This window comes from Dehalobacterium formicoaceticum, assembly GCF_002224645.1.
GTDB lineage: Bacteria > Bacillota > Dehalobacteriia > Dehalobacteriales > Dehalobacteriaceae > Dehalobacterium > Dehalobacterium formicoaceticum.
On sequence record NZ_CP022121.1, the window covers coordinates 220795 to 234692 of the forward strand.

The following is a 13898-nucleotide window of genomic DNA, read 5'->3' on the forward strand; positions in this document are numbered from 1 at the left end:
TATTATAAATAAAAAATCCTGAAATACAGGATTTTCGTGTACTTGGTGGACCATCACGGGCTCGAACCGTGGACACCCTGATTAAGAGTCAGGTGCTCTACCAACTGAGCTAATGGTCCAATATGGCTGGGGCGGCAGGATTTGAACCTACGAAATGCCGGATCCAAAGACCGGTGCCTTACCGCTTGGCTACGCCCCAATAATTTTGGGGTGGATGAAGGGACTTGAACCCTCGAGTGCCGGAGCCACAATCCGGTGCGTTAACCACTTCGCCACATCCACCATATATTACTTTTAGCACAGACAATATTATCAAAAGTAGGCCGAGATGTCAAGTTAAGCGCTTTTCAGCGCTTTTTCGTTTATTGGCGCGCCTGGAGAGACTCGAACTCCCGGCACACGGATTAGAAGTCCGTTGCTCTATCCACCTGAGCTACAGGCGCACGTAAAAGTCAGCCTAAAATAAATTGGAGCGGGTGATGGGAATCGAACCCACGTGACCAGCTTGGAAGGCTGGAGCTCTACCATTGAGCTACACCCGCATCATAATCAGTTAGTCCTTCGAACTGACAAAGATTAGTATAACCTATACAGCACCATTGGTCAAAAACGATTTTCCAGGCACGGGAGGTTATTTTAAGTCATCTTGTTTAATATAATCAATAATACTCTGTATATCTCTTCCTTCCGCGATATTTCGAACTTTTTTCTTTGATCACCCTATTTGATTATTTCCCATTTTAAGAAAATTATCCATCCTGGGATAATATTTTTTCCAGCACAGGAAGAATCCCTCGGAGAGCTTTACCCCGATGACTGATGCGGTTCTTTTCCATTCCCGTAAGCTGGGCCATTGTTTTACCCATTTCCGGCAAGTAAAACAGGGGATCATAGCCAAAACCATTGCAGCCGCGAGGCTCCTTCAAAATCTGTCCCTCACAGAACCCTTCAAAATATTCAACCCGACCCCCTGGTGTTGCCACCGCAATGGTACAACAAAACCTTGCGCTTCTTAAGGGATCCGGTACCCCTTCCATCATGCTCAACAGTTTCTGATTATTTTTCAGGTCATTTCCCGGCTCGCCGGCAAAGCGGGCAGAGTAAACACCAGGCATGCCATTCAAATAATCCACCTCCAGCCCGGAATCATCTGCCAAAACAATGAATCCTGTTTTTTCTGCAGTTGCAACTGCCTTTAGGCGGGCATTCTCCCGAAAGGTAGTACCTGTCTCTTCTACCGCCGGCAACTCAGGAAAATCTTTTAAAGAAAGTACCGACCAGGGATATCCGCTGATTAAATTGCGAAACTCCAGTAATTTCCCTTGATTTCCCGTAGCTAAGATTATTTTTTTCATTCCTGATCCCCTTATTAACAGCGTTCTTAGTATTATTAGCAGTTAGCTATCGGACAAACATAAATCTGAAAGTAATATTTTCCTTTGTGTCCGGACTAATTGGCCAATCCCTTTTTCGGCTAATTTCAGCATCTGTGCCATCTCTTCCCGGGAAAAAGGCTCGGACTCCGCTGTGCCTTGAATCTCAACAAATTTACCTGATCCGGTCATGACAACGTTCATATCTACCTCTGCCTGGGAATCTTCCTGATAGCAAAGATCCAGGAGCAATTCACCATTCACCTTGCCAACACTGGTAGCGGCCAGCCAATCAAGAATGGGCAGTTCCTTCCACTTATGATCTTTCTTTAATTTGGTTAAAGCATCAACCAAAGCAATAAAACTCCCTGTAATGGAGGTGGTTCTGGTTCCCCCATCGGCTTGAATGACGTCACAGTCGATATAAATCGTTCTTTCCCCCATCTTGGATAAATCCACCACCGAGCGTAATGAGCGACCGATCAATCTTTGAATTTCGTGGGTACGCCCGGTGATTCTCCCTTTCGCCGATTCCCGAATCGTTCTGACTTGGGTTGCTCTGGGCAGCATAGCATACTCTGCCGTGATCCAACCCTGGGAACTCCCTTTCAGAAAGGGAGGCACTTTCTCTTCTACTGTTGCCGTACAAATTACCTTGGTATCCCCCATCTCGATAAAGACAGAACCTTCTGCATTCTTTATATATCCTCGGCTAATCTTCACCGGTCGTAATTCTTCCGCCTTTCTTCCATCAAACCGCATTCATTTGTCTCCTTCCATCTCGATAAAGCTTTTACGGATTTTAGTATATCATCTAAAAATTTTCCGGTAAAGTCTCTGTCCTGGGTCAAGAAAAAGAAAAAGCGCCGAGCGCCTTTTCTTTATCGTTCTCCTATCATCTCTTCATTACGGGCCATGGTTGTTGATATGTCCATATGGCCGGCAATAGTCTCAACATTTTGCCCATCCACCAGGATTTGCACTTCCCGAATGGAAGGAAATTGGGTTAGGGTATTGACTACGGAATAGACGGTCATTTCTTCATTCAAAGAACCTCCCGGATGATTCACAATCAATTCTCCGCTCAGGTCTACAATGCAGACACCATCCGGCCGAACATTAATATCCAGCAATTCTGTTCCCACAGGAATCGTAGGCAATAAGCCTGATTCCACACTTGGACCTGCAATCAATTCCTGCATCACCGCTCGGGCAACTCCTTCTGTCTTAGGAATATCTCTCATTTCCAATGCAAGATTTTCTCCCGCTGCATCACTAAAGAATAAGGCAATTTCCTTCGTTTCACCAATTAATGCTTGATTCGTTAACTCAAGATCTTCCGTTCCTGCATGGTTGTCTGATAAAGGCACTTCCTCCTCCACCGTTTTCCATGCCTGGAGGCGGTCCACCAAGGCACATCCGCTGACTGCTGTTCCCAAAAGAAGCAACAAGACCAGGAATCCAATAAGCAAAATACCTCCATTACCCTGCCAACGTTTCATTTTCCTTTCCCCTCCTCATACTATTTCCTTAATTTATTAAATGGGATTACTAATATGTATAAAGAAGGGGAGAATTTTAGTACAAGTTTTTTAGATGAATTTACAGAGCATATACTGCATCACCAGGTAATAATTTGATATGATGTTCACCCAACACCTGTATGGCCTCATCGATTTGCTCCACCCGGAAAATATTTAAAGCTTCATGACCTGATTGACCGTAAAAAGCATAAAGATATTCTAAATTAATATTATGCTGATCCAGAATTTCCAACACTTTGGCCAGTCCTCCAGGCTTATCCGGCATCTCCACAGCAATCACCTCTGTTTCGCTGACGGTAAAATCATTTTTCTTTAATACTTGATAAGCAAGATCAGGTTGATCTACAATTAGCCTCAGAACGCCAAAATCCGTGGTATCGGCAATGGATAGGGCGCGGATATTAATCTTGGTATCCGCCAATAATCGCGTCACAGCAGCCAAACGTCCGCGCTTATTTTCCAGAAAAATTGAAATCTGCTTAACCCTCATGGTATAACCTCCTTACAGAATGATTTTCTCTTACTTTTCATATTACTTTCTATCCTGAATATGTCAATCTTTTAGCTGACGTTTATCTGTCACCCTTTTTGCTTTCCCTTCACTTCTGGCTAGTTTTTTTGGTTCAACTAAAGTTACCATGACCGAAATACCTAGTACACTGTCTAATTTTTGCTTAATGATCCTTTCCAATTCCTCCAAGCGGCGTACTTGGTCGGAAAACATGTCCTCGGAAACCTCAATTTGTACCTCCAAGACATCCAAGTTGTTCACCCGATCCACAACTAAATGGTAATGAGGGCTGGCATTTCCATTTTCCATAAGCACACTTTCCACCTGAGAAGGAAAAACATTTACACCTCGAATAATTAACATATCATCACAACGGCCCATAATTCGATCCATTCTCACATGAGTACGGCCACAGGGACATTCCTCCAAATGGAGACAAGACAGATCCCGGGTTCGGTAACGCAGTACAGGAAATCCTTCTTTGGTGATGCTGGTAAAAACCAATTCTCCCGGCTCACCATAGGGGAGGGTTTCTTCTGTTTCCGGATTAATAATCTCGGGGATAAAATGATCTTCAAAAATATGCAAACCTATTTTTTCTGAACATTCCATGGCAACACCAGGCCCCATCACTTCGCTGAGGCCGTAAATATCATAGGCTACGATACCCAATCTATTTTCAATTTCTCTACGCATACCCTGGGTCCATGGTTCCGCCCCAAAAATCCCTACGCGAAGTTTCATTTCCTCTTTGTCAATGCCCATTTCCTCCATGGCTTCTGCCAAAACCAGGGCATAGGAAGGAGTACAAGCCAACGCCGTACTGCCGAAATCCTTCATGATCATAATTTGTTTTTGCGTATTTCCCCCGGAAGTAGGAATCACGGAAGCTCCTACTCTTTCCGCTCCGTCATGGATCCCTAAGCCGCCGGTAAATAAACCATAACCAAAGGATATCTGGATTACATCTTGTTTCGACACCCCGGCAAAATGTAATGAGCGGGCAGCAATTTCCGACCAGCTATTCAGGTCTTGCCGGGTATATCCAACAACAATAGGTTTGCCGGTGGTACCGGATGAAGAATGAATACGTACAATTTCACTTAAGGGCACGGCAAAAAGATCATAGGGATAATTATCCCTCAAATCAGTTTTTACGGTAAAGGGAAGTTTTTGAAGATCCTTTAAAGACTTAATATCCCCGGGTTCCAACCCTTTCTCCTGAAAAGCTCTGCGATAATGGGGTACATTATGATAGACCCTGGTTACAGTTTGCTGCAAGCGCTCCAGCTGCAGCTGCTCTAATCCCTCTCGGGGCATACACTCATAAATCTCGTTCCAATACATCTCATCACCTCATATATCCATTTTCCAAAATAAAAAAGCACTTCTCGTCTTATGGGACGGAAAGTGCACCGCGGTACCACCCAAATAGGTAAAAACCCACTTATCTAAGTCCGGAATAGATGCCCTCTCCTTAAGAAAAGGAATAAAAAAGCTTTTTGACTAAGGACAAAAGCTCTACCACCTTAAAGGAAAAATACAAGGAAATAAATCCGATACCTGTCTTCGCTAACGGGAATGCCCGGCGATGGCTACAGCTCGGAATAACGCCCCAAGGTTCACCACGCAGTTCCAGAGTGAATTTCAGTTAACTAAACTTTGAAATGCTCTCAGTCTCCGGCATTTCCTCCCTGAAAAAGTATCATTAACCTACTTATCTCTATCATTACTTATATATTCATTTATAGCTAAGTTTATTTTATCATAAATAATGATAACTTAGCAAGTTGAGAAGAAGCCCAGTTCAGTTCCTTTGTCCCCTTCAGAGCAGGTAGTGAATATTCAGATTAATCTTTTGCTTATCTGCCCCAACAACCATGCTACTAATTGAAGCCACCATTAAAAATACAAAACAACTCAATAAAAAAACCTTTTTTCACTATATTAATAATACCTCCCTTGTAAATAACTTCTCCTTAAGGTTAAATTGTTTGTCCTTCCTGCATAATAGCATAAATATGTAACCCAGTTCAATAAAAAGTGTTTTTTATGTACAAAGTAAAGCTCACAGTTTCAACACTGTGAGCTCCTAATTTCATTGATCAGGCTCTTACTTTTAGCTACTGGTTCTGGTATGCTTTTTCCCATCAAAGCTGAAAAGCACGGACCGCTCCTCCAGGATCGTTTCCAAATGTACGGTCTTTCCCCAGAGATCATAAACGTAAGGCAGGGTCCTTTCTAGATAATAAGTATCTAAATCCACCCCTTCATGGTGATGCAAAATGTAAAGATTGCCGTTCCCCCGAAAGTTTCCATCCTCCACCGTCAAATAAGGATGGCCCCCATTGACCAAATTGCCCACAATTCCATCACGCACTGCTTCCCATTCCGTATCACTTACTTTCCACTGGGAACCCTGTTTTTTGAAAAGATAGAGATCCAAATCCCGTACCAAATCCTGGGTAAGATAATTACGTAGGAAGGATTGATCATTTTCCATCTGCCGTACTTCAAAAATCTTATCCCGACCCTCTCCCCCCCGGCGGTCATATTTCAACTGATCCTCTGGAGAAGGTTTATCCCAACGTTTTTCGATATCTTCAAATATTTTCATGCCCAGAAAATAAGGATTAAGCTGACTACGGCTGGTTTGCAGCACACTGGCATGGAGACGGGCAAATTCCAGGGTTTCCTCATCACTTAAATCCATAGCTCGTAAAATGCGCGCATGCCAATAGGCCGCCCAGCCTTCATTCATGATCTTTGTTTCTACCTGAGGCCAGAAGTAAAACATTTCCTCCCGTAACATGGCCAGGAGATCCCTCTGCCAATCTTTTAAACTATGGCTATTGGTCATGACAAAGCCCATGATATCCTTTTCCGGTGCAAGGGGAAACCTTTTTTCTTCCGGGGATACCTCCTCTTTTTCTCCTTCCCCGATGGACCAGATATCCTCATAAGGATTTTCCCGTTGACATTTTTTTTGATACTCCGGCTCCTCCTTTTCTTTTACTATTTGATAAAAATCGATATGCTCCTGAATCGCCAAAGCACTGTCCAGGATTTTTTCTACCTCCCTCTGACCATGCAAAAACTCATATTCCCTGATCTGCTCAGCATTGACAGACATGGTTTCAATCATATCCCGATTCGTTTTGGCAAACCAGGCATTATTTTTAAAAAAATCACAATGAGCAAAAACATGGGCGATGACCAGCTTGTTCTGGATCAAGGTGTTTCCCTCTAAAAGAAAAGCATAACAGGGGTTGGAATTTACCACCAATTCATAGATCCGGCTTAAATTATAATCATACATAGTTTTCAAACGAAAGTAATTTTTCCCGAAACTCCAATGGGTAAATCGGGTAGGCATGCCATATGCTCCAATGGTATAGAGAACATCCGCAGGGCAAAGCTCAAAGCGCATGGGAAAGAAGTCCAGACCAAACTCTGCCGCTTTATTTCCAATTTGATCAATCGCCAATTCCAATTGATACAGCTCAGTGTCCACCGGATTCTCCTTTCTCAGAAAAGAATTTTTTTAAGGCAGGATAAATCTCCTTCTTATTTTTTATCGTTACTACGGTCAAATTATCCTCATTAATACCTTGAAATACGGAAATCAAGGTGCTGTTCCGATAATATGGGCTGGTAATCTCTCCGTAGCCAAAAAGATTGCACAAGGGCAATATTTCTTTAATCAGAGCAGCACAAGTTTCGTTATCCGAGGGAAGATTATCCCCATCGGAAAAATGAAAAGGATAGATATTATACCGATCCGGGGAATATCTTTCATGAATCAGTTCCAGGGCCAGCCGGTATACGGAGGAGCATTTTGTGCCGCCGCTTTCCCCTTTATTAAAAAATTCTGTTTCTGAAACCTCTTTGGCTTGGGTATGGTGGGCTAAAAAGACGATTTCCACATTTTGATATTTGGTACGCAAAAACCGCACCATCCAGAAGAAAAAGGTTCTGGCGATATACTTTTCAAAATTCCCCATGGAACCGGATGTATCCATCATTGCTAAAACTACGGCATTGGATTCTGCACTGTAAACCTTTTCCCAGGTTTTAAAGCGCAGATCATCCCGAATGATATTATGTTTTCCCGAGTCTTGACGGGCATTGCGCTTGATGGCTTCGATAATCGTACGTTTCTTGTCAATATTACTAAAAATTCCTGCTTTACGCACATCGTTAAAACGGGTAGAAACGGCCTTCAAATTCTCCTTTTGTTTTTCCTTTAGACGCGGCAGTACCAAATCAGCAAAAACCATCTCTGACAATTCCTCAAAGCTCACGTCTGCCTCGTAGTAGTCAGTACCCGGCTCATCCCCTGCCCCCGGCCCCCTGCCGCTGCCATCGCCAGGTTCCGTTCCAATCACATCTCCCGGTTGACTGCCGCCGCTTCCCTGACCGGCATGCTTTTGTTTATTGTAATTAAAACGAAATCGGTATTCATCCAAAGTGCGAATAGGCAGCTTGGTGATTTTTTTCCCGTCGGACATAATCACGCTTTCTTCACTGATAATCTCTGAAAGATTATTTTTGATTGCTTCCTTGACTTTTTCATTATGGCGCTGCTGATCCAATTCCCCCTTTCTGTGCAGGGACCAATTATCTCGGGAAATAATCGATTGATCTTTCATTTTGCTCACCACACTTAGCGATTTAATAGGCTGCCGATGTATTTCAGAGTTTCATTGGCACAGACCGGGCAATAACCATGATGACTGATCAAACGGGCGACAACATCGTTAATCCTTTTCAGCTGTTCCGGATCAGGATTCTTTGCAGAGGTAGTAATTTTTACCACATCCTTCAGGTCGGCAAACATTTTCTTTTCAATGGCTTCCCGAAGGCGCTCATGGGAACTGTATTCAAATTTTTTGTCTTTGCGGGCATAGGCAGACAAGCGGATGAGAATTTCTTCCCGAAATGTCTTTTTAGCATTTTCAGAAATTCCGATCTGTTCCTCGATGGAACGCATCAACCTTTCATCGGGATCCATTTCCTCATCAGTGATGGGGTCATTCACCTTAACCCCGCTGCAGAAGGCTTCCACATTATCCAGGTAATTTTCAAACAGGGCCCGGGCAGATTCTTCATAAGAGTATACAAAGGCCCTTTGAACTTCTTTTTTGGCAAAATCATCAAACTCTTTGCGCGCCAAAGCTAAAAAGTTAGTCAGTCTTTCTTTTTCTTCTTTCGAAATGGAAGGATGTTGATCCATCCCTTCTTTTAAGGCTCTAAGCACATCCAGGGCATTGATACACTTAGTATCACTGTTAATCAAGGCACTGGAAATTCGATTGATGACATAGCGGGGATCCACGCCGCTCATCCCTTCGCCTTCGTTCTCCGACTGCAGTTCCTTGAGATCTTTTTGCTTAAAATCTTCTACATCTTCTCCATCATAGAGCTTCATTTTTTTCAAGAGGTCCACACCAATTTTTTTAGATTCCTTCAGGCGGGAAAGAATGGTGAATATAGCAGCAGCCCGCAGAGCAAAGGGTGCGATATGAACATCTTTTAAATCACTTTGTCCGATGAGTTTTTCGTAAATTTTTACTTCATCCGTCACTTTTAAATTATAGGGAATGGGCATCACTAAAATACGTGAGTGGAGAGCTTCATTTTTTTTATTACTGATAAATGAACGATACTCTGTTTCATTGGAATGGGCAAGGATCATTTCATCTGCAGAAATCAAGGCAAAACGGCCGGCTTTAAAATTCCCCTCCTGGGAAAGGCTTAATAGATGATAAAGAAATTTCTCATCACATTTCAGCATTTCCTGAAACTCCATCAAACCTCGATTGGATTTATTTAATTCTCCGTCAAAGCGATAAGCCCGGGGATCTGATTCTGAGCCATATTCAGTGATCGTGGCAAAATCAATACTGCCGGTGAGGTCGGCAATATCCTGAGATTTAGGATCAGATGGACTAAAGGTGCCAATACCAACTCTGTTCTCCTCGGAAAAAGTGATGCGCTCGATTTCCACATCTTCTATCCGACCCTGATATCGTTCCTGCACCATCATACGGCAAGAGGGACATAGACTTCCCTCAATCTTGAGCCCCATCTCCTGTTCAAATTCCTCTCTTAATGGGTCAGGAATTAAATGCAAGGGCTCTTCGTGCATCGGGCAGTCCTTAATCGCATAAACAGCACCCTCATCTGTGGTGGTATATTTTTCTAATCCCTTTTTTAACATGGTCACAATCGTGGATTTTCCGCCGCTCACCGGACCCATCAGGAGCAAAATCCGTTTGCGCACATCCAAACGACGTGCGGAAGAATGAAAATACTCTTCTACTAATTTTTGCAGCACCCCATCCAAACCAAAAATTTCATGGGAAAAGAAATTATATTTTTTCCCTAGGGCAGTTTCTTCAATTCCGGCTTGCACAATCATATCGTAGACTCGGGTGTGAGCTGTTTTTACGATGGCAGGATCTTTTTTAATCAGCTCCATATATTCAAGAAAGGACCCTTGCCAACGTAGTTTCTCCTGTTGACGTCTGTACTCTTCTAATGACTTTAAATAGTCCAAATTTTTTCCCCCTTATTTCCCTTGATTTACTGGACTCCAGAGTCAATATCCAATTACTTCTATATTTATATGGCAATCATCCCGCAAAAAGAAGTTAGGATAATTTATCCATTTATGTTTAAGTGTGTTATTTATTGGGAAGCATACCCATATACATAGATAACACCTTACGGAGGGGTAAAAAAATGAGCAACAAGGCACTTTTGCAAACTTATATTGAGCAAGGCAAAGAATACCGGAAAATGCTGATCAAGGCCAATGGTCACGGCAAGCACACGTCCAAGATCAAAGACATCGATCTACGATTGAAACAAGCGGCACAAAGATTAAAAAGAATCTAAAGAGACTCCTTCTCTCTGGATTCTTTTTAATTTTCAACTGCCGTAATGCTTCAACTATTTTTCGTGAATCATAATTAAACGATAATGTTTTGTATTAAATATTCTTAAGATGTTGACAAGATCAAATAATTATAGTAATCTTTCACTATGTTAAAAAAGTATTAAATTATTATTTAAGGAGGCATTTTAGGAATGAAGAATTACAAAAAAATAAGTATCTTTGGTCTAATGCTGATCATAGCATTAGCATTTACAGCAGGATGCGGCGGCACGAATAAACCAACTACCACAAGTTATGTGGATGGTAAATATTTTGCCGAAATGCCGGAATTCGATGACAAAGGTTGGAAAGACAATGCGACCGTAACCATTAGAGATGGAAAAATTGACGATGTGATTTTAAACGCTATCAACGAGGACCCTGCCAAGGGAGACAAATTGACTGCTGTGGCCAATGGAGAATATGACATGAAGGCAGCAGGAGCTAAAGCCGATTGGGATGAGCAGGCAAAAGCAATTGAAGACTACATCATTGAAAAGCAAGGTGCCACCGGTGTTACCTTTGATGAAGAAGGAAAATCAGATGCAATCTCAGGTGCGACCATTCACTACAATCAATTCTTTGATCTGGTAAATCAAGCTTTAGACCAGGCGAAAGCAAAATAATATTAAAAAGAGGCTGATGTTGAAACACAACACCAGCCTCTTTTTAATACTTTCTGAAAGTATTAATTTTAAGGTTGAACGTATCCGTGCAACTAAGGCTTCTACCGGCACCAGAGGCTTGGTTTAAGCCTTAGTTTTCTTTATATTATTTGTTATTGCAGAGCCCGAGGAAGAAAATACCAAATAAGCATCGCCAATAATCCACTGTAAAACAAAAGTTCTACAAGCATTAATATCCTATTCTTTTCATATTTACCGCTCATGGTCCTTCTCCTCCTCTTCCAATCGTGCCAATTCCAGGGGATATTCTTCTTCCATCACCTCGCGGCTGAGCCGGCCGGTTAACCAAACCTGATTCATCGGGAAAAAGCTGGGTGTAAAATGCACTGAATAAATGTGCCAGATAAAAATTACCAGAATCGCTAAAAGTGCCTCTCCTTGGTGAATAACATGAGCGCTGTCAATCACCTGACGGGGAAAGATATTAGCTGCTACATGAGGGAACCAAAGTATCAGACCGGTGACAATCATCACCGGTGTACCCCAATATTCTGCCAGATAATCCACCTTTTCCTTGTAGGAATATTTGGAAAACCGAGGACCTTCTTTGGCAAAACCTAAGAAAAGACGAAGATTGGCGATAATGTCTTTGGCATCCTGGATACGCGGCAGCATAGATCCGCGCAATTTCCCCTGGAAAGCCAGCACTATCAAATAGATCAGATGATAAAAGGCATTGATCATCATGAGCACCGCAGCGGTAAGATGAACCAGAAAAAGATTCTCAAAGGATCCGAAAATTTGAGCTGCCTTCTGAACCCAGCCGGTATATGCAAAATGCATCATCAGGCCGGTTACAGTAAGTAGTGTAAAGCTAAGCACCATGAACCAATGCTGAATCCGCTGATGGATATCCCAACGATCATAAAGCCGTTCCGATTTATGCTCCACAGGATTGTCCATAAAAACCACCTCCTTGGCAGATTATTGTTTTCGGGTACGAAGTCTATGTAACAAGTCCAAGATAATATGGATCAGGAAAAATCCCACCACCAATAAAATTAACCACATAAACGCCTTATTAATCCAGTACATGGGTGCGCTGTAGCCTGTCGGTTCTAAAGTATAATGTTCCTTGGCATTGACCCCAATGGCCCCATTACCATGGCATTCTCCGCATAATTGGGGTTTTTGATCCGGATGAGTCATGGATAAAGGATCATTTTTACTGAGCACTTTATGAGCACCGTGGCAGCCTGTACAATCAGGAGAATCTTTCGCGCCTAAGGCCACCGCCTTACCATGAAAACTATCTTGATAGGATTCAATTACGCCGCCATGACAGTCTCCGCAGGTTTCAATAATCATCTTTTTGTGCACAGGTGAGGCAGGATTGTCTGCAGGCAGGATGCCATGTGCTTCGCCGTGGCAATTGGTACAACTGGGTCCATAGGAGGAGTTTTGATGGACGCTCTGCTGATAATCATCAACTGCTCCTGAATGGCATGTCCCACAAGATTGGGTGGGATCAGAACTCACTCCTTGGGTAAACTGATGACAAGAAAGACAATCCACGGAAGCATGTACAGATGCATCATAGACCTCTTTGTCCACATAAATGGAAACCATCTTCCCGTCTTGCTCCATGGTTACTCCTTCATAACCATGACATTGCAAACACTGAGTGGAATCTGTAAACACGCTGTGATCGGTTGTCTCAGCAAAAACCAAAGTTGTCCCCATAAAGGTAATGATAAGCAATGACCAAATCGTGATTCTTATTTTCATGCATCTTGCCCCTTTCTCTTGGCGATATTTCGATAATGACGATCGTCTGCCGAAAGAGTTTAACAATAAAAACATTTTATCATTTCCTCTTTGGAAATTCAATCCATCCTTCTCTTGTCAGGCAATTTCTATTTTGCCCTGAAAATTCATTCACATACTGATTCTTATCTCAATAATGAGAACATCTACTTTCATAATTCAGGATCAAGGGCATTTTTCATGCCATCTCCTAAAGCATGAAAGGAGAGCATCGTCAGGCTGATCAGGCCTGCCGGGAAAAAAAGCTGCCAAGGATAAGACTGAATCCCTTTGATGCCGTCGCTGGCTAGGGTACCCCAGCTGGCAACAGGCGCAGATATGCCTAATCCTAAAAAGCTCAGCCAGGACTCGGTGAAAATCGCTTCAGGAATCACAAAGGTGAGGTAAACCAGGATCGGTCCCAGACAATTAGGCATGATGTGACGAAAAATAATGTGCCTCATCCCTGCGCCCAGAGTGCGGGCTGCCAGAACAAATTCTTCCTCCTTAAGGGAAAGAATTTGTCCTCGTACCAAGCGCGCCATCGGCAGCCAATAGACGGCGCCGATCGCAATAAAAATTGTTTTTAAGCCCGGTTCCATGATTACCATGAGCAAGATTACGTATAACAGAAAAGGGATGGTTGAGAGAATTTCTACCACGCGCATCATAATCTCATCAACCCAACCTCCGATTAAACCGGAAATACCCCCATAAATCAGACCCAGTATAAAAACGATTAAAGGTGTAATCAGTCCGATGGCCAGGGAAATTCTGGCTCCGTACCAGGTCCGGGCAAACAAATCCCGCCCCAAAGCATCGCTTCCAAACCAAAAGGTTCTGGACTCCACCTGAAAGCCGGTCCCTGCTGTAATAGGTTCCTGGGAGTAATCCACGATGTGTCGGTTGCCCTGATTATCCAGTTCCAATTTAACGTAAAATTGATATCCTGGCGGTTTATTTTTCAATGGCAAGATCTGCTCCGAATAAGAAAATGGTGTGAACAGGGGGCCAAGGCTAGCGAAAGTCAACAAAATTATCACCATGATTAACCCTGCCAAAGCCAGCTTATTCTCCCTAAACCGCCGCCACATT

At 42.9% G+C, this 13898-nt stretch carries 13 protein-coding genes, 5 tRNA genes and 1 other annotated feature; of the genes, 2 read left to right on the top strand and 16 right to left on the bottom strand.

Annotated features, from left to right (window positions below):
- Positions 1-43: 43 nt before the first annotated feature.
- The 13 genes from CEQ75_RS01125 to CEQ75_RS01185 all read right to left on the bottom strand — a co-directional run bounded on the left by CEQ75_RS01125 (position 44) and on the right by CEQ75_RS01185 (position 9990).
- A tRNA-Lys gene (locus CEQ75_RS01125) sits at positions 44-119 on the bottom strand.
- Positions 120-123: 4 nt separating this feature from the next.
- A tRNA-Gln gene (locus CEQ75_RS01130) sits at positions 124-199 on the bottom strand.
- A 7-nt stretch (positions 200-206) separates the two neighbouring features.
- Positions 207-282, bottom strand: a tRNA-His gene (locus CEQ75_RS01135).
- 84 nt (positions 283-366) lie between these two features.
- Positions 367-443 (bottom strand) — tRNA-Arg (locus tag CEQ75_RS01140).
- Positions 444-468: 25 nt separating this feature from the next.
- Positions 469-542, bottom strand: a tRNA-Gly gene (locus CEQ75_RS01145).
- A 207-nt stretch (positions 543-749) separates the two neighbouring features.
- Positions 750-1355 carry an XTP/dITP diphosphatase gene (locus tag CEQ75_RS01150; protein ID WP_089608708.1) on the bottom strand — a complete coding sequence of 202 codons (606 nt, stop codon included), beginning with the start codon at positions 1353-1355 and terminating at the stop codon, positions 750-752.
- Between the two features lie 42 nt (positions 1356-1397).
- A complete protein-coding gene (gene rph / locus CEQ75_RS01155; protein WP_089608709.1) occupies positions 1398-2135 on the bottom strand; it encodes a ribonuclease PH in 738 nt (245 codons plus the stop codon).
- A gap of 119 nt (positions 2136-2254) precedes the next feature.
- Entirely contained in the window at positions 2255-2875 is a 621-nt protein-coding gene (locus tag CEQ75_RS01160; protein WP_089608710.1) for a GerMN domain-containing protein, read from the bottom strand.
- A 100-nt stretch (positions 2876-2975) separates the two neighbouring features.
- Positions 2976-3407 (bottom strand): ACT domain-containing protein, encoded by a 432-nt coding sequence (locus tag CEQ75_RS01165; RefSeq protein ID WP_089608711.1) that lies wholly within the window; start codon positions 3405-3407, stop codon positions 2976-2978.
- Positions 3408-3470: 63 nt separating this feature from the next.
- Positions 3471-4775 (bottom strand): phenylacetate--CoA ligase family protein, encoded by a 1305-nt coding sequence (locus CEQ75_RS01170; RefSeq protein ID WP_089608712.1) that lies wholly within the window; start codon positions 4773-4775, stop codon positions 3471-3473.
- 49 nt (positions 4776-4824) lie between these two features.
- Positions 4825-5167, bottom strand: a binding site (T-box leader).
- Positions 5168-5547: 380 nt separating this feature from the next.
- Positions 5548-6942: a SpoVR family protein gene (locus tag CEQ75_RS01175; RefSeq protein WP_089608713.1), complete on the bottom strand. Its 1395-nt coding sequence runs from the start codon at positions 6940-6942 to the stop codon at positions 5548-5550.
- The gene (yhbH, locus tag CEQ75_RS01180) at positions 6932-8080 is read right to left on the bottom strand and encodes a sporulation protein YhbH (protein ID WP_089608714.1); all 1149 of its coding nucleotides are present in this window, start codon (positions 8078-8080) and stop codon (positions 6932-6934) included. Before yhbH ends, CEQ75_RS01175 begins: the two co-directional genes overlap by 11 nt.
- Before the next feature lie 14 nt (positions 8081-8094).
- Positions 8095-9990 (bottom strand): PrkA family serine protein kinase, encoded by a 1896-nt coding sequence (locus CEQ75_RS01185; protein WP_089608715.1) that lies wholly within the window; start codon positions 9988-9990, stop codon positions 8095-8097.
- Between the two features lie 185 nt (positions 9991-10175).
- Between CEQ75_RS01185 and CEQ75_RS18215 the strand changes: the two genes are divergently transcribed.
- A complete protein-coding gene (locus CEQ75_RS18215; RefSeq protein ID WP_157677247.1) occupies positions 10176-10331 on the top strand; it encodes a hypothetical protein in 156 nt (51 codons plus the stop codon).
- 192 nt (positions 10332-10523) lie between these two features.
- A complete protein-coding gene (locus CEQ75_RS01190; protein WP_089608716.1) occupies positions 10524-10997 on the top strand; it encodes an FMN-binding protein in 474 nt (157 codons plus the stop codon).
- Positions 10998-11249: 252 nt separating this feature from the next.
- On the opposite strand, the gene CEQ75_RS01195 is transcribed toward CEQ75_RS01190, so the two are convergent.
- The 3 genes from CEQ75_RS01195 to CEQ75_RS01205 all read right to left on the bottom strand — a co-directional run bounded on the left by CEQ75_RS01195 (position 11250) and on the right by CEQ75_RS01205 (position 13897).
- Complete coding sequence (locus tag CEQ75_RS01195; protein ID WP_089608717.1) at positions 11250-11960, bottom strand: formate dehydrogenase subunit gamma; 711 nt, start codon at positions 11958-11960, stop codon at positions 11250-11252.
- Between the two features lie 21 nt (positions 11961-11981).
- Entirely contained in the window at positions 11982-12785 is an 804-nt protein-coding gene (locus CEQ75_RS01200) for a cytochrome c3 family protein (protein ID WP_157677249.1), read from the bottom strand.
- Between the two features lie 191 nt (positions 12786-12976).
- Complete coding sequence (locus tag CEQ75_RS01205) at positions 12977-13897, bottom strand: ABC transporter permease (protein WP_089608719.1); 921 nt, start codon at positions 13895-13897, stop codon at positions 12977-12979.
- Between the last annotated feature and the right edge of the window lies 1 nt (position 13898).

Excerpts from the sequence above, each read along its gene's own strand:
- CEQ75_RS01205 (WP_089608719.1), bottom strand. The coding sequence starts at position 13,897 with ATGTGGCGGCGGTTTAGGGAGAATAAGCTGGCTTTGGCAGGGTTAATC.
- CEQ75_RS01150 (WP_089608708.1), bottom strand. The coding sequence starts at position 1,355 with ATGAAAAAAATAATCTTAGCTACGGGAAATCAAGGGAAATTACTGGAG.
- CEQ75_RS01165 (WP_089608711.1), bottom strand. The coding sequence starts at position 3,407 with ATGAGGGTTAAGCAGATTTCAATTTTTCTGGAAAATAAGCGCGGACGT.
- rph (WP_089608709.1), bottom strand. The coding sequence starts at position 2,135 with ATGCGGTTTGATGGAAGAAAGGCGGAAGAATTACGACCGGTGAAGATT.
- CEQ75_RS01200 (WP_157677249.1), bottom strand. The coding sequence starts at position 12,785 with ATGAAAATAAGAATCACGATTTGGTCATTGCTTATCATTACCTTTATG.
- CEQ75_RS01170 (WP_089608712.1), bottom strand. The coding sequence starts at position 4,775 with ATGTATTGGAACGAGATTTATGAGTGTATGCCCCGAGAGGGATTAGAG.
- CEQ75_RS18215 (WP_157677247.1), top strand. The coding sequence starts at position 10,176 with ATGAGCAACAAGGCACTTTTGCAAACTTATATTGAGCAAGGCAAAGAA.
- yhbH (WP_089608714.1), bottom strand. The coding sequence starts at position 8,080 with ATGAAAGATCAATCGATTATTTCCCGAGATAATTGGTCCCTGCACAGA.
- CEQ75_RS01160 (WP_089608710.1), bottom strand. The coding sequence starts at position 2,875 with ATGAAACGTTGGCAGGGTAATGGAGGTATTTTGCTTATTGGATTCCTG.
- CEQ75_RS01195 (WP_089608717.1), bottom strand. The coding sequence starts at position 11,960 with ATGGACAATCCTGTGGAGCATAAATCGGAACGGCTTTATGATCGTTGG.
- CEQ75_RS01190 (WP_089608716.1), top strand. The coding sequence starts at position 10,524 with ATGAAGAATTACAAAAAAATAAGTATCTTTGGTCTAATGCTGATCATA.